The organism is Halopelagius fulvigenes, from assembly GCF_055398025.1.
The window spans coordinates 1,313,461-1,339,115 of record NZ_AP043846.1 but is presented as its reverse complement, the minus strand read 5'-3'; the positions used below and the strand labels follow the sequence as shown (position 1 = coordinate 1,339,115).

General features: G+C 67.9%; 26 protein-coding genes. 19 read left to right on the top strand and 7 right to left on the bottom strand.

All coding sequences use genetic code 11. From position 1 onward, the window contains the following. Together ACZ522_RS11475 and ACZ522_RS11470 are read right to left on the bottom strand one after the other, a co-directional pair. On the bottom strand, positions 1 to 420 hold the full coding sequence (locus ACZ522_RS11475) for a PPC domain-containing DNA-binding protein (protein WP_379699437.1): 420 nt from the start codon (positions 418 to 420) through the stop codon (positions 1 to 3). Between the two features lie 194 nt (positions 421 to 614). Next, complete coding sequence (locus tag ACZ522_RS11470; protein WP_175454459.1) at positions 615 to 782, bottom strand: DUF7556 family protein; 168 nt, start codon at positions 780 to 782, stop codon at positions 615 to 617. Between the two features lie 269 nt (positions 783 to 1,051). Between ACZ522_RS11470 and ACZ522_RS11465 the strand changes: the two genes are divergently transcribed. The 16 genes from ACZ522_RS11465 to ACZ522_RS11390 all read left to right on the top strand — a co-directional run bounded on the left by ACZ522_RS11465 (position 1,052) and on the right by ACZ522_RS11390 (position 17,450). Continuing rightward, positions 1,052 to 1,897, top strand: a complete 846-nt coding sequence (locus tag ACZ522_RS11465; RefSeq protein WP_379699439.1) for a CBS domain-containing protein — start codon at positions 1,052 to 1,054, stop codon at positions 1,895 to 1,897. A 1-nt stretch (position 1,898) separates the two neighbouring features. Then, a complete protein-coding gene (gene glyS, locus ACZ522_RS11460) occupies positions 1,899 to 3,695 on the top strand; it encodes a glycine--tRNA ligase (RefSeq protein WP_379699442.1) in 1,797 nt (598 codons plus the stop codon). Between the two features lie 80 nt (positions 3,696 to 3,775). After that, a complete protein-coding gene (locus ACZ522_RS11455; protein ID WP_379699955.1) occupies positions 3,776 to 4,321 on the top strand; it encodes a dolichol kinase in 546 nt (181 codons plus the stop codon). 66 nt (positions 4,322 to 4,387) lie between these two features. Next, entirely contained in the window at positions 4,388 to 4,873 is a 486-nt protein-coding gene (locus tag ACZ522_RS11450; protein WP_379699445.1) for a cation:proton antiporter regulatory subunit, read from the top strand. Between the two features lie 3 nt (positions 4,874 to 4,876). After that, the gene (locus ACZ522_RS11445) at positions 4,877 to 6,067 is read left to right on the top strand and encodes a cation:proton antiporter (RefSeq protein ID WP_379699447.1); all 1,191 of its coding nucleotides are present in this window, start codon (positions 4,877 to 4,879) and stop codon (positions 6,065 to 6,067) included. 45 nt (positions 6,068 to 6,112) lie between these two features. Then, positions 6,113 to 6,580, top strand: a complete 468-nt coding sequence (locus tag ACZ522_RS11440) for a DUF2243 domain-containing protein (RefSeq protein ID WP_379699449.1) — start codon at positions 6,113 to 6,115, stop codon at positions 6,578 to 6,580. Positions 6,581 to 6,959: 379 nt separating this feature from the next. Continuing rightward, positions 6,960 to 8,234, top strand: a complete 1,275-nt coding sequence (locus ACZ522_RS11435; RefSeq protein WP_379699452.1) for an argininosuccinate synthase — start codon at positions 6,960 to 6,962, stop codon at positions 8,232 to 8,234. A gap of 4 nt (positions 8,235 to 8,238) precedes the next feature. Further along, on the top strand, positions 8,239 to 9,705 hold the full coding sequence (argH, locus tag ACZ522_RS11430; RefSeq protein WP_379699455.1) for an argininosuccinate lyase: 1,467 nt from the start codon (positions 8,239 to 8,241) through the stop codon (positions 9,703 to 9,705). 244 nt (positions 9,706 to 9,949) lie between these two features. Next, the gene (gene lysW, locus ACZ522_RS11425; RefSeq protein WP_379699458.1) at positions 9,950 to 10,129 is read left to right on the top strand and encodes a lysine biosynthesis protein LysW; all 180 of its coding nucleotides are present in this window, start codon (positions 9,950 to 9,952) and stop codon (positions 10,127 to 10,129) included. Between the two features lies 1 nt (position 10,130). Further along, a complete protein-coding gene (gene lysX, locus ACZ522_RS11420) occupies positions 10,131 to 11,000 on the top strand; it encodes a lysine biosynthesis protein LysX (protein WP_379699461.1) in 870 nt (289 codons plus the stop codon). Next, positions 10,997 to 12,046 (top strand): N-acetyl-gamma-glutamyl-phosphate reductase, encoded by a 1,050-nt coding sequence (gene argC / locus ACZ522_RS11415; RefSeq protein WP_379699464.1) that lies wholly within the window; start codon positions 10,997 to 10,999, stop codon positions 12,044 to 12,046. Before lysX ends, argC begins: the two co-directional genes overlap by 4 nt. Positions 12,047 to 12,133: 87 nt before the next feature. Beyond that, a complete protein-coding gene (locus ACZ522_RS11410; RefSeq protein ID WP_379699958.1) occupies positions 12,134 to 13,051 on the top strand; it encodes an acetylglutamate/acetylaminoadipate kinase in 918 nt (305 codons plus the stop codon). Further along, positions 13,048 to 14,184 (top strand): aspartate aminotransferase family protein, encoded by a 1,137-nt coding sequence (locus ACZ522_RS11405; protein WP_379699466.1) that lies wholly within the window; start codon positions 13,048 to 13,050, stop codon positions 14,182 to 14,184. The genes ACZ522_RS11410 and ACZ522_RS11405 overlap by 4 nt, the downstream gene beginning before the upstream one ends. Then, the gene (locus tag ACZ522_RS11400) at positions 14,181 to 15,254 is read left to right on the top strand and encodes a [LysW]-lysine hydrolase (protein WP_379699469.1); all 1,074 of its coding nucleotides are present in this window, start codon (positions 14,181 to 14,183) and stop codon (positions 15,252 to 15,254) included. Before ACZ522_RS11405 ends, ACZ522_RS11400 begins: the two co-directional genes overlap by 4 nt. Positions 15,255 to 15,269: 15 nt before the next feature. Beyond that, positions 15,270 to 16,166 (top strand): ornithine carbamoyltransferase, encoded by an 897-nt coding sequence (gene argF, locus ACZ522_RS11395; RefSeq protein WP_379699473.1) that lies wholly within the window; start codon positions 15,270 to 15,272, stop codon positions 16,164 to 16,166. Positions 16,167 to 16,277: 111 nt separating this feature from the next. Then, on the top strand, positions 16,278 to 17,450 hold the full coding sequence (locus tag ACZ522_RS11390; RefSeq protein ID WP_379699476.1) for an MFS transporter: 1,173 nt from the start codon (positions 16,278 to 16,280) through the stop codon (positions 17,448 to 17,450). 9 nt (positions 17,451 to 17,459) lie between these two features. Here ACZ522_RS11390 and ACZ522_RS11385 read toward each other — a convergent pair whose 3' ends face one another. Continuing rightward, the gene (locus ACZ522_RS11385) at positions 17,460 to 17,840 is read right to left on the bottom strand and encodes a hypothetical protein (RefSeq protein ID WP_379699478.1); all 381 of its coding nucleotides are present in this window, start codon (positions 17,838 to 17,840) and stop codon (positions 17,460 to 17,462) included. Between the two features lie 102 nt (positions 17,841 to 17,942). Next, a complete protein-coding gene (locus ACZ522_RS11380; protein WP_379699480.1) occupies positions 17,943 to 18,782 on the bottom strand; it encodes a mechanosensitive ion channel family protein in 840 nt (279 codons plus the stop codon). Between the two features lie 156 nt (positions 18,783 to 18,938). Between ACZ522_RS11380 and ACZ522_RS11375 the strand changes: the two genes are divergently transcribed. Then, positions 18,939 to 21,095 (top strand): ATP-dependent DNA helicase, encoded by a 2,157-nt coding sequence (locus tag ACZ522_RS11375; protein WP_379699960.1) that lies wholly within the window; start codon positions 18,939 to 18,941, stop codon positions 21,093 to 21,095. 84 nt (positions 21,096 to 21,179) lie between these two features. Next, positions 21,180 to 22,550 carry a cytochrome P450 gene (locus ACZ522_RS11370; protein WP_379699483.1) on the top strand — a complete coding sequence of 457 codons (1,371 nt, stop codon included), beginning with the start codon at positions 21,180 to 21,182 and terminating at the stop codon, positions 22,548 to 22,550. On the opposite strand, the gene ACZ522_RS11365 is transcribed toward ACZ522_RS11370, so the two are convergent. After that, entirely contained in the window at positions 22,547 to 23,047 is a 501-nt protein-coding gene (locus tag ACZ522_RS11365) for a 2'-5' RNA ligase family protein (protein WP_379699485.1), read from the bottom strand. The two genes, ACZ522_RS11370 and ACZ522_RS11365, sit on opposite strands and share 4 nt — an antisense overlap. Before the next feature lie 387 nt (positions 23,048 to 23,434). Between ACZ522_RS11365 and ACZ522_RS11360 the strand changes: the two genes are divergently transcribed. Then, positions 23,435 to 24,580 carry an SPFH domain-containing protein gene (locus tag ACZ522_RS11360; protein WP_379699488.1) on the top strand — a complete coding sequence of 382 codons (1,146 nt, stop codon included), beginning with the start codon at positions 23,435 to 23,437 and terminating at the stop codon, positions 24,578 to 24,580. A gap of 1 nt (position 24,581) precedes the next feature. On the opposite strand, the gene ACZ522_RS11355 is transcribed toward ACZ522_RS11360, so the two are convergent. Together ACZ522_RS11355 and ACZ522_RS11350 are read right to left on the bottom strand one after the other, a co-directional pair. Next, positions 24,582 to 25,181: a flavodoxin domain-containing protein gene (locus tag ACZ522_RS11355; RefSeq protein ID WP_379699491.1), complete on the bottom strand. Its 600-nt coding sequence runs from the start codon at positions 25,179 to 25,181 to the stop codon at positions 24,582 to 24,584. Positions 25,182 to 25,270: 89 nt separating this feature from the next. After that, entirely contained in the window at positions 25,271 to 25,654 is a 384-nt protein-coding gene (locus ACZ522_RS11350) for an NUDIX hydrolase (protein ID WP_379699494.1), read from the bottom strand. Position 25,655 lies beyond the last annotated feature (1 nt).

Here is a 25,655-nt window from a genome sequence, read left to right as displayed (position 1 = left end):
TTACAACCAGAGGTCGAGGTCGGTCACGTCGTCGTGTTCCCGTTCGAGGGGTTCGTCGAACGCGCGGATGTACATCTCGCCGGCGAAGACGGTGCCGGCGTTGAGGTGGCCCGCGAGCGACTGCCCGCTTCGGCGGGAGAGGACCGCGTGGGTGTGGGCGAACGGTTCGCCGTCGAGGAGGGCGACGTTGCCGACGCAGGCGGCGACTTCGAGGGGTTCGTCGAACGTCACCGAGCGGTACTCCTTCTCGTCTTGGTCGTAGAACCAGACGTCGGCGTCCTGCACCGCGCCCATCGCGTTGAACCACGCCGACTCGATGTCTTCGAGTTCGGCGAACTCCTCTATCTCCTCGCGCCAGTCCGCGCCGTTGTCCAGCGAGACGAGAAACTCGCGGCTGGACTCGACCTCCCGATAGTTCATGGGACCGACAACGGCGGACGCCACCAAAAACCTTCAGTCTCGTCGGGACGTGCGACCCTCGGGAGTCGGCTTCGGAGAAGGGTTCCGGCCCGTCGGCCGGGCCGTCGTGCGTCGTTCGTGGTACGTCGTACGTCGAAGCGGTCGGAACCGATCCGGGGACGTGCCCGCGCCCCCGGACCGACGGGCCCGAGCGTTCAGGCCCACTCCGGAAGCGACGGCGCGTCCTCTACCCGCATCGAAATCCACGCCTCGTCGCGGGAGATGTCCGCGATGATGAACTCCGAACGGGAGGGACTGGAGTCCACCGAGGCCATGACCTCGGCGCGCGTCGCACCGATATTCGCCGTCGCATTCGGCGTCATGTTTGATAGTGTGTAACACTCGTATATAAACCCGTCGGAATGACTGTTCTCTTCGTAGGCTTACTCGGAAATATGTTCCGACATGCGGGGAAAATTCCAGTGATGGTGGTGTATTTCGAGTCTCAGTGGAGGAGAGTTCGACGGACGACCACCGTAGGTCCGGGGAGTTTCCGGGCGCGGGTGCGGGTCGGGGGCGTCGGCGTCGCGTCCGCGGGAAATCGTCGCAGACGTTCGCAGACTACAAGAGGTGGCGGGCAGTATGGCGCGGTATGCACGTAGCCGACGCGATGACCCCCCGAGAGGACGTCGTTACGGTCGAACTCCCGGGGACGCGCGACGACGTTCTTGAGTATCTCCAAGAGCGCGGCTTCTCCTCCGTACCGGTCGTCAAGCGGGACGAGGACAGAGAGGAGTACCGCGGCCTGATATCGCGGGAGGACCTCATCGAACACCCCGACGAGGACCAACTCGCCGTCCTGATGAACGACGTTCCCACGACGACGCGGGACACGTCCGTCGAGGACGTGGCCCGCCTGATGGTCGAGGAGGGGTACCGGCGCATCCCCGTCGTGGACGGGGAACTGGAGGGTATCGTCACCGTCACCGACGTGGTTCGCGCCATCGCCCGCGGCGAAGTCGAGTGCGACGCGACGGCCGACGAGGTGGCCACGAGCGACGTGAACACGACGTGGGTCGAGACGCCGTTGACGGTGGCCGAGCGCGAGATATACTACGCGAACGTCCCCTACGCCGTCGCACTGGGCGAGGAGGGCGGGATGGCCGGCATCCTCACCGAGGTGGACATCATCGAAGTCGCCCGCGTCGTCGAGGGCGAGGACGGCACCGGCGACTCGGTGGCCGGACAGGAGGACGACTGGATGTGGGAGGGAATCCAAGGCGTCGGCAACCGCTACGTGCCGACCCGGAACGTGGAGATTCCCGTCGAACCCGTCTCGGAGTTCATGAGCACCGAGATGGTGACCGTCTCGAAGCGGAAGTCCGCCAAGGAGGCCGCGCAGGCGATGATAACCGAGGACATCGAACAGATTCCGCTCGTCGGCGGTGACCAACTCCTCGGCATCGTCCGCGACATCGACCTGCTGGAGGCGTTGTGAGATGCCGGAGCGAACCGAAGGCGAACGACTCGCGGAACTGGCCAAGCGCCGCGGTTACTTCTTCGGGTCGAACGCCGCCTACGGCGGCGCGGCGGGCTTCTACACGTTCGGTCCGCAGGGCGCGGCCCTGAAGAGCAACGTCGAAGAGGCGTGGCGCGACCGGTTCACGGTCAAGGAGGGGAACCTCGAAATCGAAGCGCCGACCATCATGCCCGAACCGGTCTTCGAGGCGTCGGGTCACCTCGACGGCTTCGACGACATGCTCGTGGAGTGCCCCGAGTGCGGTGAGTCCCACCGCGCGGACCACCTCATCGAGGACGAGACCGACATCGAGGACGCCGAGTCATACCCCGTCGAGGAAGTCGAGTCCCTCATCGCGGACAACGACCTGCGGTGCCCGAACTGCGGCGCGGAACTCGCGGGGGAGTCCGTCGAGGACTTCAATCTCATGTTCGAGACGAACATCGGTCCCGGCTCCTCGACGCCGGGCTACCTCCGCCCGGAGACGGCGCAGGGCATCTTCGTGGAGTTCCCGCGCATCAAGGAGTACGCCCGAAACAGCCTCCCGTTCGGCGTGACCCAGATCGGCCGGGCGTACCGCAACGAGATCTCGCCGCGGAAGAGCATCGTCCGCACCCGCGAGTTCACGCAGGCGGAGTTAGAGCAGTTCGTCGACCCCGAACGCGACGAACCCGACCTCTCGGCCGTCGAGGACGTGGACGTCGTCCTCTACCCCGCCGCGGAACAGCAGAAGGACGACGGCGAGTACGTCGAGACGACCATCGGCGAGGCAGTCGAGGAGGGAATTATCGGCAACGCGTGGGTCGGCTACTTCCTCGGCATCGCCCAAGGCTGGTACGAATGGGTCGGCGTGGACATGGACCGCTTCCGGTTCCGCCAACACCTCACCGGCGAACGCGCCCACTACGCCGCGGACTGCTGGGACGCCGAGAGCGAGGTGGACGGCGACTGGATCGAAATCGCGGGCTTCGCCTACCGCGGCGACTACGACCTCTCGAAGCACGGCGAGTACGGCGACGACGACTTCACCGTCTTCCGCCAGTACGACGAACCGAAGACGGTCGAACGCGCCGTCGTGGAACCCGACATGAGCGTTCTGGGGCCGGAGTTCGGCGGGAAGGCCGCCGACATCGCGGAGGCGTTGGAGACGCTGGCGGAACGGAACCCCGACGCCTTCGACGGCGACGAGGTGACGGTCGAAGTCGGCGGCGAGGAGTTCGCCGTCGAGACGGAGGTGACGAACTTCCGCGTCGAAGAGCAGACCATCGCGGGCAAGCACATCACGCCGCACGTGGTCGAACCGTCGTTCGGCGTCGATAGGACCGTCTACACCCTGCTGGCGCACGCCTACAGCGAGGACGAGGTGGACGGCGAGGAGCGGACGTACCTCTCCTTGGAACCGGGCGTCGCCCCCACCGACGTGGGCGTGTTCCCCCTCGTCAGCAACGTCGACGAACTGATAGCGCGCTCCGAGGACGTGGTCGAGCAACTGCGCGACGCTGGGTTCTCGGTCGTCTACGACGACTCCGGCAGCATCGGGCGGCGCTACCGCCGGCAGGACGAAGTCGGGACGCCGTTCTGCGTGACGGTGGACCGCGACGGCATCGAGGGCAACGGCCCCGACACCGTCACCGTCCGCGCGCGCGACTCCGGGCGGCAGGTTCGCGTTCCCGTCGCCGAACTCGTCGGCCAACTCCGCGCACTCCGCGACGGGGACCGGTCGTTCGACGAGGTGGCCCAGACGTACGAGGAAGTCACCGCGGGCGCGGACGCGTAACGAGCGTGAGTGCTCCCGCCCCCGCCCGTCCGAGCGAGAGCGAGGTGAAGCGCCGCCTCGTCCACGCCTGCGGCGTCGGACTGCCCCTCCCGTACCTGCTGGGCCTCCTGACGTGGCGGCAGCTCGGCTGGATGATGCTCGGCCTCTCCGCCGTCGTCGCCGGACTGGAGGTGATTCGGCTGGTCGTCGGCCTCGACTGGAAGGTGTTCGACGAACTCACCCGCTCCTACGAGGAGACGAACCCCGCGGGGTACGCGCTGTACATCTTCAGCACCACCGCCGTCGCACTCGTGTTTCGACCGGAAATCGCCGTGCCGGGGATGCTGATGCTCGCCATCGGCGACCCGGTGAGCGGTCTGCTCGGACGGACGCGGGAGGCGGGCGAACGGAAGCGCGTCTCGACGCTGGCGGCGATGTTCCTCGTCTGTCTCGGCGTCGGACTGCCGTTTCTCGTCCCCGCGGCGGGACCGGTCGTCGGGAGCGTCGCCGCCGTCGCGGGCGCGTTGGGCGCGACGCTGGCCGACGGGGTGAAGCCCGTCGTCGCGGGCTACGTCGTGGACGACAACCTGTCGATTCCGCCGACGGCCTGTCTCGCCATCGCGGGCGTCCTGTTCGCCGTCGGGTGAGGCGGCGGCGGCGTCCTCGGCGGACGGCCACGGGGTGTTTTTACCGGCCGCGACCTACGTCACGACATGACAGTCTACGAGAGCGACCTGCCCGGCGTGGGGAAGAAACACGAGGTGGACTTAGACGACGGGGGCCGACTCGTCATCGTCACGCACAACACCGGACGGCGCGAGGTGTTCCTGCGGCCGGACCCCGACAGCGACTCCGAGAAACTGTTCGAGTTGTCCGACCAACTGGCGCGGCAGGTCGGCACGTTGCTGGAGGGGGCGTACTTCCAACCCGTCCAGATGCAGGAGATAGAGACGAGACTCGGGGACGGCACCGTGTTGAACTGGGTCGAAGTCGGCGCTGACTCCCCCGTCGCGGGCAAGACGCTGGCGGAGTCGGACTTCCGCAACGAGACGGGCGCGTCCGTCATCGCCGTCGAACGCGACGAGGAGGTGTTCGCCTCGCCCGGCGGCGACACCCGAATCCGGGCGGGCGATACGCTCGTCATCATCGGTCGGAAGGACGCCTGCGAGGAACTCGAGGCGTACGTCGAGGACGAGTGAGCGATGGCGGCGGGGCTTCTGTCGCTGGGCGAGTTGTTCGTCGTCGTCGCCGTCGCGGGCGCCGTTGCACTCCGCTTCGGCCTGTCGGTCATTCCCCTGTACGTCATCGGGGGGGTCCTCGCCGGTCCGTACGTCGCCGGGCGGGCGGGCCTGCCGTACGTCGAGAACGGCGAAGTCGTGACGCTGTTCGCGGAGTTGGGCATCGTCCTCTTGCTCTTCTTCCTCGGCTTGGAGTTCAGCCTCGATAGGCTCCTGCAGTCGAGACGGAACATCACGCGCGCGGGCGCGATAGACATCGCGGTGAACCTCCCCGTCGGGGTGGGCATCGGCCTCCTCCTGGGGTGGTCGGTGGTGGAGTCGCTACTCCTCGGCGGCATCGTCTACGTCTCCTCGTCGGCCATCATCACGAAGACGGTGATAGACCTCGGCTGGATTGCGAACCCCGAATCGGAGCCGATTCTGGGCACCCTCGTCTTCGAGGACTTGGTGATGGCCGCCTACCTCGCTCTCGTCACCTCCTTGGTCGTCGGCGGCGAGGGCCTCGAATCGGTCGCGGAAGGCGTCGCGATAGCGTTCGGCTTCCTCGGCGCGTTGCTCGTCGTCGTGCAGTACGGGACGGCCTTCTTCGCGCGCGTCCTCGACGTGTCGGACCCCGAACCGTTCGTCCTCCGAACGCTCGGCGTCGTCGTCCCCGTCGCGGGCGTCGCCCTCGCCCTCGGCGTCAGCGAGGCCGTCGCGGCGTTCTTCGTCGGGATGGGCTTCTCGACCAGCGGTCACCGCGAGCGAATCGAACGCCAACTGACCCCCGTCAGGGACGTGTTCGCCGCCGTCTTCTTCTTCTGGATAGGCGTCGGCACCGACCCGCGACTGCTGGCCGCCGTCGTCGTCCCGTTGGCCGTCGCCGTCCTCGTGACGACGCCGACGAAGGTGCTGACGGGCTACCTCGGCGGCCGGGTGTACGACCTCACGGCGCGGCGGTCGCTCCGCGTCGGCGTCGGGATGGTCCCGCGCGGGGAGTTCTCCCTCGTCATCGCGGCGTTGGCGGCGGGCGGGTCCACGCGGGTGATGCGGGAGGTCATCCCCGCGTTCGCCGTCGGCTACGTCCTCGTGATGAGCGCGCTCGGAACCGTGCTGATGGAGCGTTCCGACGCCGTGGAGCGTCTGCTGCGCCGCGGCGACTCGGAGGCGAGGTGAGCGTTCGGGCCGCAGACATTTCACGGAGAGCGCCGAACGTGACCCGTGCGCAGTCACCCCCGCGAGGAGCGAACCGTCCTGCTGGGAGGCGGAGCGCTCGGCTTCGGATTCGGGGCGTTGTTCGACGTCCTGCTCTTTCACCTCGTCCTCCAGTGGCACCACCTGCTATCGTCGCTCTATACACCGACGACGCTCTCGGGGTTGCGGACGAACATCTTCTACGACGGGGTGTTCTCGCTCGGCGCACTCGGCGCGATGGCCGTCGGCGCGGCGGTCGTCTGGCGGGCGGTCAACCGCGCCGAGGAACCGTACTCGGGCGTGCGACTCGTCGGGAGCGTCCTCGTCGGCGCGGGCCTGTTCAACGTCTTCGACGGCGTCGTGGACCACTACGTCCTCCACATCCACGAAGTCGTCCACGGCGACCCGTCTTTGAACCCCCACTGGGTGGGCGCGAGTCTCCTCTTGCTGGGCGCCGGAATCTTGGTCCTCACCGAGTCGCGGAGCGCGGACTGATGGAACCGCTCGTGCGCGCGAGGAGAACGCCGGAGAGCGCGGTTCGGCAAGGTTTGCGCCCCCGAAAGCGTTTAATAGGCCGCGTTCGGTTCGAAGTACCAATGACGCGGCTCTCGGACGCCGGACGGTTCGGCACCTCCGGAGCCGCGCGTCTCGGTCGTACGGACGCCGAGGCGACCGTTCTTCTCGCTCCGCCGCGCCCGCAGACCGGCGCGCGACGACGACGACCGGCCCGTTAGGGCCAACTATACTACACTTTCCGGCGGTTTCGACGAAACGAACTCAACAGCCACTAGCGACCCTATAGGCATCTCTACGTGTTTATTCCTCCGGACAGAATCGTGTATTTTATACGGGAGAGGACACGATACGGAGGTACATGACAAGCGTGGCACTCGCGTTCTCCGGCGGACTCGACACGACAGTATGCGTCTCGCTCCTGAAAGAGGAGTACGGCTACGACGAGGTAGTCGGCGTGACGGTGGACGTGGGACAGCCGGAATCGGAGTTCGAGGAGGCGAAGGAGACGGCAGACGCGCACGGACTCGACCTGCACGTCGTCGACGCGAAAGACGAGTTCGCGGAGCTGTGTTTCGACTCGGTTCGCGCGAACGCGACGTACCAGGGCTACCCCCTCGGGACGGCGCTGGCGCGCCCGGTCATCGCCAACGCCATCCTCGACGTGGCGAAGGAGGAGGGCTGCGACGCCCTCGCGCACGGTTGCACCGGGAAGGGCAACGACCAGCTCCGCTTCGAGACGGTCTGGCGCGCCTCCGACCTCGACGTGGTCGCGCCCGTCCGCGAGATGGGCCTGACCCGCGAGTGGGAGAAGCAGTACGCCGACGAGAAGGGCCTCCCGGTCCAGAGCGGTAACGACGGCGTCTGGTCCATCGACACGAACCTCTGGAGTCGCTCCATCGAGGGCGGGGAGCTCGAAGACCCGAGCCACGTCCCGCCGGAGGACATCTACGAGTGGACCGAGACGCCGCAGGGCGAGACGGGCACCGTCGACATCGAGTTCGAGAACGGATACCCCGTCGCCGTGGACGGCGAGGAGATGGACCCCGCCGCGCTCATCGAACACCTCAACGAACTCGCCGGGCAGTACGGCGTCGGCCGCACCGACATGATGGAGGACCGCATGCTCGGTCTGAAGGTGCGCGAGAACTACGAGCACCCGGCGGCGACGACGCTCCTGACGGCGCACGAGGCGCTCGAACAGCTCGTCCTCACGAAGGAGGAGCGCGACTTCAAAGCGCAGGTGGACCAGCAATGGTCCAACAAGGGGTATCAGGGCCTCGTTGACGCGCCCATCGTGAAGGCGCTGGAGGGCTTCATCGCCGAGACGCAGACGAGAGTGACCGGGAAGGTCACCATCAAGTTCGACGGCGGGCGCGCCCGCCCCGTCGCCCGCGAGTCCGACTTCTCGGTGTACTCCGAGGAGGCCGCCTCGTTCAACACGAAGACGGTCGGCGACATCACCCAGGAGGACGCCACCGGCGTCGCCAAGTACCACGGCTTCCAGTCGCGCCTCGCCAACGCCGCCTACGAGAACGCGACGAAGGACAAGCCCGGACTCGCCACCGACGGCGGCGACGACGTCGCCGAGGAAACCTCGGCGGGCGGCCAGACGCAGTCTGGCGACGAGGAATAAACGGATGACGAGCAACGAGGAGTCGAGCGGAGTGGTCCGCCGCGACCGGTTCAGCGGCGGCCCCGCGCGCGAGTTCATGTCGAGCCTCGCGGCCGACGAACGCATCTTCGCGGCCGACGTGGCCGTGGACCGCGCGCACGTGGTGATGCTCGAAGAGCGGGGTATCGTCGAGTCCGCGGTGGCCGCCGACGTCCTCGCCGCCCTCGAAGACGTCGAGGCGGCGGGCCACGGCGCGCTTCCCGACGGCGAAGACGTCCACGAGGCCATCGAGACGGCCGTCATCGAACGCGTCGGCCCCGACGGCGGGAAGATGCACACGGCCCGCAGTCGCAACGACGAGGTGGCCGCCTGCATCCGCTACCGCTTGCGCCGTGACCTCCTCTCGGCCGTCGAATCGACGCTGGCGCTCCGCGAAGCGCTGGTAGAGACGGCCGAGGAACACGTCGAGACGGTGATGCCGGGCTACACGCACCTGCAACCCGCCCAGCCCACCACCGTCGCGCACTTCCTCCTGTCGTACGAGGCGGCGTTCGCCCGCGACACCGCCCGACTCCTCGACGCCTACGACCGGACGAACGTCTCGCCCCTCGGCGCGGCGGCGTTCGCCGGGACGCCGTTCGACGTGGACTGCGAGAGGACGGCGGAACTGCTGGGCTTCGACGGCGTCCTCGGCAACTCGATGGACGCCTCCTCCGCGCGGGACTTCCTCGCGGAGTCGCTGTCGGCGCTCTCGACGCACGCGGTGACGCTCTCCGGCCTCGCGGAGGACCTGGTCATCTTCGCCAACAAGGGGTACGTCGACCTCTCGGACGACTACTCCTCTACGTCCTCCATCATGCCGCAGAAGGTCAACCCCGACACGCTCGAACTCGTCCGCGCCACCGCGGGCGACGCCGTCTCGGGACTCAACGGCCTACTGACGACGCTGAAGGGCCTCCCCCGGGCGTACAACCGCGACCTGCAACGCGCGACGCCGCACGCGTGGCGTGCAGTGGACGACGTGTCGGCCGCGACGGAAGTCGCCGCCGGGGCCGTCGCCACCGCCGAGTGGCCCGAGGAGACCCTCGCGGACGCCGCGAGCGAGGGGTTCTCGACGGCGACGGGCGTCGCGGACGCCCTCGCGATGGCCGGACTGCCGTTCCGCACCGCCCACGAGGTGGTCGCGGAGGCGGCGAACCGCGCCGACGGCGAGACGCCGGATCTCGCAACACTTGACGCGGTCGCAGAGGACGTTTTAGGCGACACCCTGTTCGAATACGTGAGCCGTGAGCACGTCGAACGGACGCTCGACCCCGCCTACAGCGTCGCCAGTCGAGACTCCGCGGGCGGTCCCGCCCCGGAGGCGGTGGCGACGCAACTCGACGACGCGGCGGGGCGCCTCGACGCTCACGGGGAGGGCCACGCCGAACGCACCGCGGCCCTCGAATCGGCAGACGAGAAACTCGCGGCGGAGGTGAACGCCCGTGTCTGAACCCACCACCCGCGCGTCCGTCAGGACGCCCGAACGACGGACCGACCGAGAGCCACTTCGACGAGTGCCGCGACCGCCACGACCGCCGTCCCCTCTCGGGGACGAATAACATATGGAATCTGACACACTTTCCACACGGCCGGTTTGTTCGCCTCTCTGAAGTCGAGAGAGGCTTCTTTGTTCTTTTAATTTCGATGATAAGTTCGATGGGTTTAAGTCTCTGCCTCGCTCAGCCGAAGATACGATGGCAGAAACCATTACCGCCGAAGATCCGCTGACCGGAGAGGAAATCGAACTCCCCGCCGACGTGGAAGTCGGCGAGATCGTGGACAGCCCCGCCACGGGCGCGGAGTTGGAAGTCGTCTCTCTGGACCCCGTGACACTGGAAGAAGCACCCGAGCTCGAAGAGGACTGGGGCGAGTGAGATGAAGGTTGGACTGCTCTACTCCCGGATTCGGAGGGACGAGAAACTCCTGCTCTCGGAACTCCGCGAGCGCGGGCACGAGGTGGCGAAGATAGACGTCCGGAAGGAGCAGTTCAACATCAGCGAACCGCCGGCGGCGTTCGAGGACGTGGACATCGTCGTCGACCGCTGTCTGGCGACCAGCCGGAGTCTGTACATCACGCAGTTCCTCGACGCCTACGACGTGCCCGTCGTCAACAGTTCCGAGACGGCGGACGTCTGCGCCGACAAGGTGAAAAACAGCCTCGCGCTGGAGCAGGCGGGCGTCCCCACGCCGAACACGGAGGTGGCGTTCACCGTCGACTCCGCGATGGAGACCATCGAGAAGTTCGGCTACCCCTGCGTGCTGAAGCCCGTCGTCGGGTCGTGGGGGCGGCTGATGGCGAAGGTGGACTCCGAGTCCGCCGCGGAAGCCATCCTCGAACACAAGGCCACCCTCGGACACTACCAACACAAGGTGTTCTACGTGCAGGAGTTCGTCGAGAAGCCCGGCCGCGACATCCGCGTTCTGGCCGTCGACGGCGAACCCGTGGCCGCGATGACGCGCTCCTCGGACCACTGGCTGACGAACGCCGCGAAGGGCGGCGAAGTCGAGGCCTTCGAGCTGGACGACAGGGCGCTCGAACTGGTCGAACGAGCGAGCGACGCCGTCGGCGGCGGACTGCTCGGCGTCGACCTGATGGAGACGGGAGACGACTACACGGTTCACGAAGTCAACCACACCGTCGAGTTCAAGGCGCTGAACGAGGCCGTGGACGTGGACGTGCCCGCGAGAGTCGTCGATTGGCTGGAAGCGAAGGCCGACGAACACGTCGCGGAGGCCACCGCATGACGGCAGGCGAGACGTACACCGCCGCCGTCGTCGGCGGAAGCGGCTTCACCGGCGGGGAACTGCTCCGTCTGCTCTACCAGCACCCGAACTTCGACGTGGTGCAGGCGACGAGTCGCTCCAAGGAGCGGAAGACCGTCGGCCACGTCCACCCGAACCTCCGCGAGATGGACCTGCGGTTCACCTCGCCCGAGGACCTGCACTCGGTGGACGTGCTGTTCGCGGCAACGCCTCACGGCGTCTCCATGCAGCAGATAGACGAGTTTCGGGACGCCGCGGACACCGTCGTGGACCTCTCGGCGGACTTCCGCCTGAACTCCGAGGAGCAGTACGACGAGTGGTACGACGGGCACGACTGCCCCGAGTACCTCAAGAAATCGGAGTACGCCCTGCCGGAGATAAACCGCGAGAACCTGCCCGGCGCCGACCTCATCGCCTCCGGCGGGTGCAACGCGACGGCGACCATCCTCGGCCTCAAGCCGCTTTTCGACGCCGGACACCTCTCCGGCGACGAGCAGATAGTCGTGGACGTGAAGGTCGGGTCCTCCGAGGGCGGCGCGGGCGGCGGCGACGCCTCCAGCCACCCCGAGCGCTCGGGCATCGTCCGCCCGTACGCGCCCACCGGCCACCGCCACGAGGCCGAGATAGAGCAGTTCCTCGGCGTCTCGGTGTCGTTCACCGTCCACGCCGTGGACATGGTTCGCGGCGCCAGCGCCACCTGCCACGTCTTCCCCGACGCGCCCGTCTCGAAGGGCGATCTCTGGAAGGCCTACAGGGGAAGCTACGCCGACGAACCGTTCATGCGCACCGTCGCCGGGGGCGGCGGCGTCTACCGCTACCCCGAACCGAAGGCCGTCGCCGGGACGAACTACGGCGAAGTCGGCTTCGAGTTGGACCCCGGCAACCGCCGCGTCGTGGTCTTCTCGGCCATCGACAACATGATGAAAGGCTCCGCGGGGCAGGCCGTCCACGCCGCGAACGTCGCCCTCGGAGTAGAGGAGACGGCGGGACTGGAGTTCACCGGCCTCCACCCCGTCGGCGCACCCTGATACCGACCGACCACGCACACGATGCACACCACAGACACCACCGACGCACGCGAAGCGCGCGAGTCGAACGACTCGGAAACGCACCGGATGCTCGCCGACGGCGGAGAGGCCGTCATCGACGACCACGGCGAGGACCCGCCGAGCGACGACCCGCCGGTCGTCGTGAAGATAGGCGGCGCGCGCGCCGTGGACCCGGCCGGCGCGGTGCAGGACGTCGCGCACCTCGTCGCCAACGGCCGCGAGGTGGTCGTCGTCCACGGCGGTTCGACCGCCGTAGACGAGACGCTCGAAGAACTCGGCGAGGAACCGACCTACGTCGAGACGCCGGGCGGCGTGGTCGGGCGCTTCACCGACGAGCGCACGATGGAGGTGTTCTCGATGGTGATGCCCGGGAAACTCAACACGGACATCGTCGCCACCCTGCGGGAGGCCGGCGTGGACGCCCTCGGCCTCTCGGGCGTCGACGGGGGTCTCCTCACGGGGCCCCGCAAGTCCGCCGTCCGCGTTATCGAGGACGGCAAGAAGAAGATAAAGCGCGGCGACCACTCGGGGAAGATAACCGACGTGAACGCGTCGCTCCTGACGACGCTCCTCGGAGACGGCTACGTCCCCGTCGTCACCGTCCCGATGCTCGCGGACGACGGCGTTCCCGTCAACGCGGACGCAGACCGCGCCGCGGCGGCCGTCGCGGGCGCACTCGGCGCGCAACTGGTCGTCCTCACGGACGTCTCGGGCGTCTACGAGGACCCCGACGACGACTCGACGCTCATCGAGTCCGTCAGGACCGCCGCCGAGTTCGAGGCGTTGGAGGACGCCGCGGAGGGGTTCATGACGAAGAAGGTCATGGCCGCGAAGGAGGCGCTCTCCGGCGGCGCGACGGAGGTCATCGTCGCCGACGCGAACAACCGCGACCCCATCGTGGAAGCGCTCTCGGGCGGCGGGACGCACGTGTACGAGTCGGCGCTGGACGAGACGGGCGAGGACGAGGAGGTGACCGCCGAATGAGCGGCTTCGTCTTCTCGGAGAAGCCCATCGAAATCGAGTCGGGCGAGGGCGCGTACCTGTACGGCCCCGACGGCACCGAGTACCTCGACTTCGGCGCGTCGTACGCCGTCGCCGCCCTCGGCCACTCCCACCCCGCCGTCACCGAGGCGATACGGGAGCAGGCGGCCAAACTGACGTACGTGCAGGCGTCGTACCCCGTCGCCGCCCGGACCGAACTGTACGAGAAGTTGGCGACGCTCGCGCCGGGCGACCTCTCGAACGTCTGGCTCTGTAACTCCGGCACCGAAGCGAACGAGGCGGCGATGAAGTTCGCTCGCTCGGCGACCGGACGCTCGAAGATCATCGCCACGAAGCGCGCGTTCCACGGCCGGACGATGGGCTCTCTGGCGATGACGTGGAAGGACGAGTACAAGGAGTCGTTCGAACCGCTGGCGGGCGACGTGGAGTTCGTCACCTACGGCGACGCCGCGGAACTGCGCGGGGCCGTGGACGAGGAGACGGCGGCCGTGTTCCTCGAACCCGTGCAGGGCGAGGGCGGCATCCACCCCGCGACGGCGGAGTACCTCGAAGTCGCCCGCGAGGCGACCGAAGACGCCGGCGCGGCCCTCGTCTTCGACGAGATTCAGACGGGCGTCGGCCGGACGGGCACGCTCTGGGCGTGCGAACAGGTCGGCGTCGTTCCCGACGCGATAACGTCGGCGAAGGGCATCGCCAACGGCCTCCCCCTCGGCGCGACGATGGTCAAAGACTGGATAGCCGAAGAACCCGGGAACCACGGGTCGACGTTCAGCGGCGGCCCCGTCGTCTGCGCCGCGGCGAACGCGACGCTCGACACTATCGTCGAGGAGGACGTGCCCGGCCACGCCGCCGAGGTGGGCGAGTACCTCCGCTCGGAGATAAAACGCGTCGCAGAGGAGGAGGACCTGCCGGTGCGGGAGGTTCGTGGCGAGGGCCTGATGATAGGCATCCAAGTGAAGCGCGGCGCGAACCGCGTGCTGAAGAACCTCGCGCTGAAGGAGCAGATTCTCGCGCTCCCCGCCGGTCGGACCGTCGTGCGCCTCCTCCCGCCGTTGACGATAGACGAATCCCACGCCGACCGGTTCGTCGAGTCGTTCGCGGAGGTGCTGAGATGAGCGCCGAACTCGACCACGACGCGTTCGACGTGCAGGAAGGCCTGACGGAGGGGCTGACCGAGGCGCAGACGCTGCTCGCGGACCTCGTCTCCATCCCCTCGCCGTCGGGCGACGAGGCGGCCGCCGCCGAACGCCTGAAGGCCTACTTCGAGGAACACGGCCGCGAGGTGTGGATAGACGAGGTGGGCAACGTGCGCGCGCCCGCCGACGACTCGGTGCTCCTGACCTCGCACATCGACACCGTGCCGGGCGACGTGCCCGTGAAAGTCGAGGACGGCGTCCTCTGGGGGCGCGGAAGCGTGGACGCGACCGGCCCCCTCGCGGCGATGGCCGTCGCCGCCGTCCGGACGGGCGTCTCCTTCGTCGGCGTCGTCGGCGAGGAGACGGACTCCCGCGGCGCGTGGCACCTCGCGGAGAACCGCGCGGAACCCGACGCCGTCGTCAACGGCGAACCCTCCGGGTGGGACGGAATCACGCTGGGTTACCGCGGGTTCCTCTCGGGGACGTACGTCTCCACGAGCGAACTCGGCCACTCCTCCCGGCCGGAGAACAACGCCATCCAGTCGGCCGTCAACTGGTGGTCCCGCGTCGCGGACTTCTTCGACGAGGACGAGTCCGACGGCGTCTTCGACACCGTCACGACGAAGCCCGTCACGTTCGACGGCGGCCCCACGGAGGACGGCCTCGCGGTGGAGGCGACGGTGGACGTGCAGTTCCGCGTCCCCCCGCGCCTCACCATCGACGACGTGCGCGAAGTCGCCGAGGGCGAACTCACCCGCGGGAGCGTCCACTGGGAGAAGCCCATCCCGCCCGTGATGACGAGTCCCCGAACCGAGGTGGCGCGGGCGTTCCGCGTCGCCGTCCGGCAGGCGGAGGGCGAACCCCGCCTGCTTCGGAAGACCGGAACCAGCGACATGAACATCTTCGCCGGCGTCTGGGACTGCCCCATGGCGACGTACGGCCCCGGCGACTCGGACTTAGATCACTCGCCGAACGAACACGTAGACCTCGCGGAGTACGACAGTTCCATCGAGGTGCTGACGGACGTCTGCGAGACGCTCACCGACTAACTGGAGACTATCCGGATGCTCGAAACCGACCACTTCCTCGACATCGACGACGTCACGACCGACGAACTGCAGACGATACTCGACCGCGCCGCGGCGATAAAGAGCGGCGCGGACGACGCTCGACTCCCCGAGCGAACGATGGGGATGCTGTTCGAGAAGCCGAGCACCCGGACGCGAATCTCCTTCGAGACGGGCATGACCCAACTCGGCGGCCACGCCGTCTTCCTCGGCCCCGACGACATCCAACTGGGTCACGGCGAACCCCTCTCGGATACCTCGCGCGTCCTCTCTCGGTACGTGGACGTGGTGATGGCGCGCCTGTTCTCCCACGACGACCTCGTGGAGATAGCCGACTACGCCGACGTGCCCGTCGTCAACGGCCTCACCGACGACGCGCACCCCTGCCAGACGCTCGCGGACCTCCTGACCATCAAGGAACAGTTCGGCGGGTTCGACGGCGTGCGGGCGGCGTGGGTCGGCGACGGCAACAACGTCGGCCAGTCGTTCGTCGTCGGCGCGGCGATGGCCGGCCTCGACCTGACGGTGGCGACGCCGCCCGACTACGGGATGTCCGACGAGTGCGTCGAACAGGCCGCCGAGTTGGGCCACGAACCGACGATCGTGGACGCGCCGGAGGAGGCCGTCTCTGACGCCGACGTCGTCTACACCGACGTGTGGATTTCGATGGGACAGGAGTCCGAACGCCACGAGAAACTGCAGGCGTTCGAGGGGTATCAGGTGAACGAGGACCTCCTCTCCGGCACGGACGCGAAGGTGATGCACTGCCTGCCCGCCCACCGCGGCGAGGAGATAAGCCACGACGTTCTCGAATCCGACCGCGCCCTCGTGTGGGACCAAGCGGAGAACCGCCTGCACGCCCAGAAGGGGCTGTTGGTGGAGTTGCTGGAGTAACTCGGGGGCGGACGGAGCCGGCGGTACCGGCCCCTTTCGTCGTCTCTTAACCGGCGGCGGGCGTTCGGAGCGGTAGAGGCCGGATGTGCGGTCTCAGCAGGGTTTCACCGGATGAGATGGAGATACCAGGAGACGGTTCTGACGCTCTGTACGGTCGCGTTCTTCGTGACGATGGTCGGTCGGTTGGCGATAAGCCCCCTCATCCCCGACATCGCCGCCGAGTTGGACATCTCGAACTCCCTCATCGGCGGTGCGTTGACGGCGATGTGGGTCGCGTACGCGTTCGTCCAGTTTCCGAGCGGCGTCCTCGCGGACCGGTTCGGCGAACGCGTCGTCGTCCTCGCCTCGGTGGCCGGAACGGGCCTCACGACGCTCCTGATAGCCGTCGCACCCGGATTCGCGGTGTTCCTCCTCGGGACGGTCCTGCTGGGGGCCGCGGCGGGCCTGCACTACAGCGTCGCCACCGCCCTCATCACCCGGACGTACGACGACATCGGGAAGGCCATCGGCCTGCACAACTCCGGCGGCCCCCTCGCGGGACTGGTGACGCCCGTCGCCGTCACGTGGGTCGCCGTCGCCTACGGGTGGCGGACGGCCGTCGGACTCGTCGCGGCCCTCGCCGCGCCCGTCGCCGCCCTCTTCTGGTGGCGGATTCGCCCGACCGAACCGCGGCGACCCGGCCAGCGGATGCGAGAGCGGTTCGACCTCGGGCCGATAACGACGCTGCTCTCCCGGCCGAGCATCGCCTTCACGAGCGTCGTCGCCGCACTCGCGGACTTCACGTGGCAGGCGTTGGCGTCCTTCCTCCCGACGTTCTTCGTCCAGTACCGCGGCTACTCGCAGACGCTCGCCGGAACGCTGTTCGCGGGCTACTTCGTCGCGCAGGGGGTGCTACAGGTCGGCGTCGGCGACGCGGCGGACCGGTTCGGCCGCGACGGGGCGGCGGGGACGTGCATGGTCGCGAGCATCGCCGGCCTCGCCGTCCTCGTCGCCGGGCCCGGCCTGCCGTGGACGTGGACCGGCATCGGACTGCTCGGACTGGGGATGGGGTGGGGCGCGGCAGTGTTCCCCCGCTTCATGGACAACCTCTCCGCGGCCGAGCAGAGTTCCGGGTTCGGCCTGATTCGGACGACGTACATGGTCGTCGCCGCGTCGGGGTCAGTCGTCGTCGGCGTCCTCGCGGACGCCTTCGGGTGGGCCGTCTCCTTCGGCTTCCTGATGGCGCTTCTCGCCGTCGCCGGCGGGTTACTCGCCGGGAACAGAGTTCTCGGACTCGGCTACTGAGGCGACTCGCTACTCGTCAGCATCGTCGTTGTTCGTCTCCTCGACGTCGTCGTTGTTCGTCTCCTCGACGTCGTCGCTGTTCGTCTCCTCGACGTCGTCGCTGTTCGACTCCTCGGCGTCCTCGTGGTTCGACTCCCTGGCGAGTTGAATCGCACGAGAGACGACGTACAGGAGGACGACGCCCGCGCCGACGGCGAGGACGAACTGGCCGAGTACCGCGAGCAGAGGCCCGATAAGCGAACTGGTGACGGCGAACGCGGCGGCGAACGGGACGAGTGCCACGCCGGCGAGAAGCACCATCAGTTCGGCGATGGGGCGCGCTTCGTAGTACAGTCGCTCTAAGTCGATATCGCCGGTTTCCGGGTCGATGAGCGGATTGGAAGGCGTCATCTGTCAGCCGGTTCCGACGGCGTCGATATCAATCGAGCGGAACGTGCCGCGGCGGAGAGTTCGAGTGCGCCTGCGGCGCAGAACGACGCCGAGGGAGGGAGTTCACGCCACCTCGATGGCCTCGCCGCCGAGGCGTTCCTTCACGGACTGGACGAAATCGGAGCGCGTCGCCTCGAAGTTCGCCCGTGAGGGGTCCGCGATCCAGAAGCGGGCTTCGAGTTCGACGGCGGCGTCGCCGAGTTCGGTGACGATGACGGTCGGTTCGGGGTCGGTCAGAATATCGTCGTTCTTCGCCGCCTCTTCAAGGACGACGGCGCGGACGCGGGAGACGTCCTCGTCGTAGCCGATACCGAACGTGACGCGTTGGCGGAGAGTGTCGTAGGCGACGGGGTTCGTCACGGCGTTGCCCGCGAGTTCCGAGTTAGGGACGGTGACGCGTTCGTTGTCGAACGTCCGGATGCGGGAGACGCGCAGGTCGATGTCCTCGACGCGGCCCGCCCGTTCGTTCCACTCCACCCAGTCGCCCACCTCGAACGGTTCGTCCTTCAGGATGAACACGCCCGCGACGAAGTTGCTCAACAGATCCTGCGCGGCGAACCCGAGGGCCAGAGAGAGCGCACCGGCGACGGTGCCGAACGCGGCGATGACGCTGCCGAACCCGGCGACGGTGAACGCGAGCGCCAACGCGAGGACGAAGACGAGCGCGTGCGTCACGTCCGTCGAGAGGCTCTGCACCGTCGCGTCGAACCCGCGCTCTCGCACCAGTCGCCCCACCAACGGGACGACGAGCAGTCGGCCGAGCGACCACACGAGGAGCAACGCGAGGACGAAGGCGGCGACGCGTCCGACGAGCATTCCGTACGACCGGAGCAGTTCCTCCGCGTACGGCGGAATCAGGCCGCCCTGTGCGACGGGCGGGAACGCGGCGAGGGAGAACGGCATTCGCACGCCGGTACGCCTGTCCGCCTGTTCGGGATTTTGGCTCCGTCGCGTACTGTCCCTATTACATGACAGTCCGGCTCGGAATCGTATTCCCCCAACCGGGACGTTATAACCGATGACGGGCAAAGGACGGACGTGGCAGAGACGAGCGGGCACATGCGGTTCTTCCCGTACGAGCGGCCGTATCCGAATCAGCGCGAGGCGATGTCGAGCATCGCCGAGGCGCTAGACGAGGAGCGAGACGTGCTCATCGAGGGTGCGCCGGGGACGGGCAAGACGCTCTCGGCGTTGGTTCCGGCGTTGGAGTACGCCCAAAGAGAGGACAAGACGGTGGTCATCACGACGAACGTCCACCAGCAGATGCGCCAGTTCGTCGAGGACGCGCGGGCCATCACCCGCGAGGAACCCATCCGCGCCGTCGTCTTCAAGGGGAAGTCGTCGATGTGTCACATCGACGTGGAGTACCAGGAGTGTCAGACGCTCCGCGACACGACGCGCAGTCTGGTCGAGAAGGAACAGGACCGCGCGGAGCTATCGGAGCAGGCGAACGCCCTCGTCGAACGGATGCGGGAGGGCGAACGGGGCGCGGGCGACGCCCGAACCGCCGTGACGGACGAACTCGACGAGTTGGAGGACGAACTCGAAGCACTCCGCGAGGGGAACATCTGCGAGTTCTACCACAACAACCTCACCGAGAACACCGACGAGTTCTTCCAGTGGTTGTTCGACGACGTGCGGACGCCCGACGACATCTACGAGTACGCCGACCAGCGGAAACTCTGCGGCTACGAACTGCTGAAGGAGGGGATGGAGGAGGTGGACTTGGTCGTCTGCAACTACCACCACCTCTTGGACCCGAACATCCGCGAGCAGTTCTTCCGGTGGTTGAACCGTGACCCCGAGGACGTCATCACCGTCTTCGACGAGGCGCACAACATCGAGTCGGCCGCCCGCGACCACGCGAGTCGGAGCCTCACCGAGAACACGCTCGAACAGGCGCTGAGCGAACTCGAAGACGCCGACGACTCCCGCACCGAGTCGGCGCGGAACGTCCTCTCGGCGTTCCTCGGTGCGCTTCGGGAGACGTACGACGACGCCCTCGGCTTCGGCGAACGCGAACAGGTCGGCGACGACTGGCACGACCTCTCTATCGCCAACCGCGACAGACGCGACGAGTTGACGCTGACGTTCCTCGACCGCTACGAGGGCCGCGGCATCGACGCGGAGGTGGACCTCGCCCTCCAGTTGGGCAAGCGCCTCGACAGGGAGTACGAGGAGGCGTACAAGGACGGCGAGACGACGACCCGAAAGGAGTGCCAGACGCTGCAGGCCGCGGAGTTCGTCGCGACGTGGATGGCCGACGGCGCGAAACTCGGCCAGCACCCGATGTGTTCGGTCCGGCGCGACGGCGGCACCGAGGAGATATACGGCCGGGCGGAACTGTACACCTGCATCCCCCGCGAGGTGACCGAGACGCTGTTCGAGGAGGTGCACGCGAGCATCCTGATGAGCGCGACGCTCCGCCCGTTCGACGTGGCGGAGGACGTTCTCGGCCTCTCGGATCCGAAGACGATGGCCTACGGGTTGGAGTACCCCGAGGAGAACCGCCGGACGCTGGCCGTCGAGACGCCCGCCCTGTTCAAGAGCGAACGGGAGGAACCGCGGACGCAGGAGAGGCTGACGGACGTTCTCGCGGACGCCTCCCGGTTCACGCCGGGGAACACGCTCGTGTTCTTCCCGTCGTACTCGGAGGCCGAACGCTACCACGAACGGCTCACGGAACGCACGGACGTGACCGATAGGCTCCTCTTAGACGAGGCGGGCACGCCCACCGAGGAACTGCGGCAGAAGTTCGTCGCGCGCGACGGGGCGGTCCTCCTCACCTCCCTGTGGGGAACGCTCGCGGAGGGCGTGAGTTTCGACGGCGACGACGCGCGAACCGTCGTCGTCGTCGGCGTCCCCTACCCCCACCTCTCGGAACGGATGGAGGCGATACAGGACGCCTACGACAGGGCGTACGGCGACAGGCGGAAGGCGGGGTGGCGCTACGCCGTCGAGATTCCGACGATCCGGAAGACCCGGCAGGCCCTCGGGCGCGTCATCCGGTCGCCGGAGGACTTCGGCGTGCGCGTCGTCGCGGACAAGCGCTACACGCGGGCGAGTTCCGAGATGGGCAAGTACGGCGTCCGTTCGACGTTCCCGCCGGAGGAGCGCGCGGAACTGGTGGACGTCGCGCCGGAGAAACTCAAGTTCGCGATGCTGAACTTCTACGCCGACCACGACGCCTACGACGGCGCGCCGCCGACGCCCTGACACCGAGCCGCGTCGGGAGGGGTGTCGAGTGCTAACTACTACCATTTCGAACGGCTGATACGCGTTCGGCCCAACACGGACACGATGAGCACCCAGCCTCCCGGGCCGAAGGGCGTGCCGGTGTTCGGCAGCAGTCGCCACTACGCGAGGGACCCCTTCACCTTCCTGACGAGCGTGGCCGAGGCGTACGGCGACGTGATACACTTCGGACTCGGACCCATCGACACCTACATGCTCACCAACCCCGCCGATATCGAGCGAGTGTTGGTGACCGAGGACGCGAAGTTCCACAAGCCGGACTTCCAAGACGACGCCATCGGAACGCTCCTCGGAGACGGTCTGCTCTTGAGCGAGGGCGAGACGTGGCGCAGACAGCGCGAACTCGCCAAGCCGGCGTTCGACCCGCGGCGCATCGCGTCGCTGTCGGGCGTGATGACCGACCACGCGACGGCGATGGTCGAGGAGTGGGAGGACGGCGACGTGCGCGACGTGCAGTTGGAGATGGCGCGCGTCACGGTGAAGATTATCGTCGACGCGATGTTCGGGACGAGCATCGACGACGACCGGACGCGGGCGGTCCAGGAGAACCTCGAACCGTTGGGCAAGCGCTTCGAACCCGACCCGTTCCGCTTTCTCGTCCCCGACTGGGCCCCGACGAGGGAGAACCGCGAGTACAAGCGGTCCCTGCGGGTTCTCGAAGGCATCATCGACGAGATAGTGGCCGGGCGGAAGGGGACCGAAGGCGACCCGTCCGCGGCACCCGCCCCGGCGGGCGGAGAGGAGGGGCCGCCGATGGACCTCCTGTCGGTCCTCCTGCGGGCGCAGAAGCGGGGCGAACAGACCGACGAGCAACTCCGCGACGAGATGATGACGATGCTGTTGGCGGGCCACGACACGACGGCGCTGACCCTGACGTACGCGTGGTACCTGCTGTCGCAGCACCCCGAGGCGGAGGCGAAGGTGCACGCGGAACTGGAAGCGGTGTGCGGCGGCGAGACGCCGACGACGGCAGACGTGCGGCGGTTCGACTACATCGAACGGGTGTTACAGGAGGCAATGCGCCTCTACCCGCCGGTGTACGTCATCTTCCGCGAACCGCAGGTGGACGTGCGCCTCGGGGGCTATCGGGTGCCCGCGGGGTCGGCGGTGATGCTCCCGCAGTGGGTCGTCCACCGGTCGCCGCGGTGGTACGACTCGCCCGAAACGTTCGACCCCGACAGGTGGCTCCCCGAACGGCGCGCGAAGCGCCCGCGCTTCTCGTACTTCCCGTTCGGCGGCGGACCGCGCCACTGCATCGGCAAGCAGTTCTCGATGCTCGAAGCGCAGTTGATACTCGGCACCGTCGCACAGCAGTACGACCTGGAGTACGTCCGCGAGGAACCGTTCGACCTGCGCGGGTCGCTGACGATGCACCCCGAGGAACCGATGGGGATGCGACTGCGGGCGCGCGACTAACGCCGAAGCGGCAACCGCGCCGCCGCCTCGCGGTAGCGGGCGTCCCAGACGGCGAGTTCGTTCACCGTCCACCGCACGTCGTCTATCTCCCTCGCGGCCAACGCCTCGGCGTCGGCTATCCGCCCGCCGCGGGCAAGCGTCACGTGCGGCGTGTAGTCGTCGCCCTCCATCTCTTCGACGACGCCGAACTCCCGGCAGAGGTCGTAATGTAGGTCGTAGAGGCCGGAGCTCTCGATTCGGAGGTAGACGACCGGCCCCTCGCCCCGGGTGGGCCGTTCGAAGAAGTCGATGCCGTCCGTCCGCGCATCGAACGGCGGTCGCCCCGCGAGGGCGTCGCGGAGGCGTTCCCGGACGTGCGGAAGCGAGTCCTCCCCCTCCAGTCGCTTAACGACGAGCGTGTGTCGTTCGCGGACCCTCTCGAACGGAGAGAGGAGCGGAAACAGGTCCTCGGCGAGTCGTTCGACGCTCCCCGGCGCGAGGACGTTCAGGCTGAACACGTCGGAGACGTGACCCCGACGTGTGAAGAACGCGTCGGGACACGTCAGTCGAACAGGTAGCCCCCGGCGGCGGCGGCGTGGTGTTCGACCCCGACGGCGACGGCCGAGGGGTCGGCGTCGGGGGGAAGCGCGGTCGTACAGACGGCGGCGACGGAGACGGCGTCGGCCGGCCGGCCCCGCCAGCCGACGGTGTAGCCGTCCTCCTCTCACCCGTCTCCGGCAGCGAGTCCCACGTCTTCGGGGCCTTCGGTCGGACCGTTCCGGTGTCGAGGGACGCGTCCGCGGAGACGACGACGCCGGACAGGACGAGAACGAACGCGAACCGAACGCCGAGAGTCCGGCCGTCCACGGGACATGCTTAATGTTGCTGGACGATAACGTTTCTCTATGGCCAGCGTCTTCCGCGCACTGGGACGGCTTTCGGCCCGCGGGCCGCCGGACTGGTTGGTGACCGGTCTGCTCGCCGCCGTCGCCGTCGCCGTCGCCCTCCTCGTCCTCCCTCCCGACCCGATAGTCGTGGTCGGCGCAGTGGTTCTGGCGCTCGCCGTCGCCACCCTCTACAGCGCCGTCGAGTTCGTCCAAGCGTACGAGCGTCGGGCGCTGACCGTCTTCGGTCGGTACCGCGAACTGCTCGAACCGGGGTTGAACGTCGTCCCGCCGTTCGTCTCGAAAACGTACGCCTTCGACATGCGGACGCAGACGCTCGACGTGCCGCCGCAGGAGGCCATCACGGAGGACAACTCGCCGGTCACCGCCGACGCCGTCGTCTACATCAGGGTGATGGACGCCAAGCGGGCGTTCCTCGAAGTGGACAACTACGAGCGGGCGGTGTCGAACCTCGCGCAGACGACGCTCCGGGCCGTCATCGGCGACATGGAGCTCGACGAGACGCTGTCGCGGCGCGAGGAGATAAACCGCAGGATCCGAATCGAACTCGACGAACCCACAGACGAGTGGGGCGTCCGCGTCGAGAGCGTCGAAGTCCGCGAGGTGAAGCCCTCGCGGGAGGTCCAGAGCGCGATGGAACAGCAGGCGGGGGCCGAACGCCGCCGCCGCGCGATGATTCTCGAAGCGCAGGGGGAGCGTCGCTCCGCCGTCGAACGCGCGGAGGGGGAGAAGCAGTCGAACATCATCCGCGCGCAGGGGGAGAAGCAGAGCCAGATCCTCGAAGCGCAGGGCGACGCCATCTCGACGGTCCTCCGCGCGCGGTCCGCGGAGTCGATGGGCGAACGCGCCATCGTCGAGCGAGGGATGGAGAGCCTCGCCCGCATCGGCGAGTCGCCCTCGACGACGTACGTCCTCCCGCAGGAACTCACCTCGCTTCTCGGCCGCTACGGCCGGCAACTCACCGGCGGCGACGTCCAGGAGTCGGCGGGGTTAGAGAGCCGCGACTTCGACGCCGAGACGCAGGAACTCCTCGGACTGAACGACGTCGAGGAGATACTGGCGGGGACGAACGGCGAACTCGGTAACGGCGACGAGAACATCGCCGGGCGGTCGGCCGCCACGGAGAGCGAGTACGAGGAGCGCTGACTCACTCGCGCGCGCCGGTCCGCGACACCGACGAGACGGCCGCGAGGTCCAACACCTCCTCTGCGAACCGTTCGACGGTGGCCCAGTCGGTGTACTCGTAGTCCCGCCGCGGGTCCGCGTCGCCGCCCATCTTCGAGACGATCTTCCGCATGACGAACCGCTTGAGGAAGCCGTACTCGCTGTACTTCAACGCGCCGCCGACCGTCGCCGTTCGGTCGGGCGACCACCGCGCGTCGGCGGTGAACCGTTCGACGTACTCCTCGGCCTTCTCTCGAATCTCCGGGTCGTCGCTGGCCGCCGAGAGACTCACCGAGAAGAACCCCGTGGGGACCGACCGAAGCGCGGCCCGATAGTTCCCGACGAACTCGGAGACGGATTTCTGGTGGGATCCGCCGTGTACCGACCCGCCGACGAAGACGGCGTCGAACGACGCGGGGTCCATCTCCGCGTGCGGGGAGTCGAGGTTCACGAGCGTCGTCTCCGCGCCGCGCCGGTCGGCGACGACGGCGATTCGCTCTGCGACCGCCCGCGTCTGTCCTTCGCTCGTGGCGTACGCGACGAGTACCGTCCGGGAGTCGGTCGTGGGAGCGGAGGCGTCCATGTCGGGAGCAACGCGGCGGATCCTCAAGGCTCTACGGCGACGCTCCGCTTCGAGAGAGAGTCAGTACTTCGGGCGGGAACGACCGCGAGTCACTCGGAGAGCGTTCGCCTAACGAGCGACCGTTCGTTCTCGTAGGTGAGACAGTCAGCCGACGACGACGGCGAGAGCCACGTCCGGTCGTCTACCTCCTCGCCGGGGGTGAAGCGGTGCGCCTTGACCAGCGACATCCGCCAGACGAAGACGCCCTTCGGTCCCTGTTCGCCGGCGTCGTACTGATAGCGGCCGGCGAACGGGCCGCACTCGACCGAACACTGCGTCTCCTCGCACACCTCCCGGACGGCCGCCTCGACCAGCGACTCGCCCGGTTCGACCCGCCCCTTCGGGAGCACCCAGTCGTCGTACCGGGGTCGGTGGACGAGACAGAGGCGGCCGTCCGCCCGGCGGAGCAACCCGCCGGCGGCGAAGGTGACCACG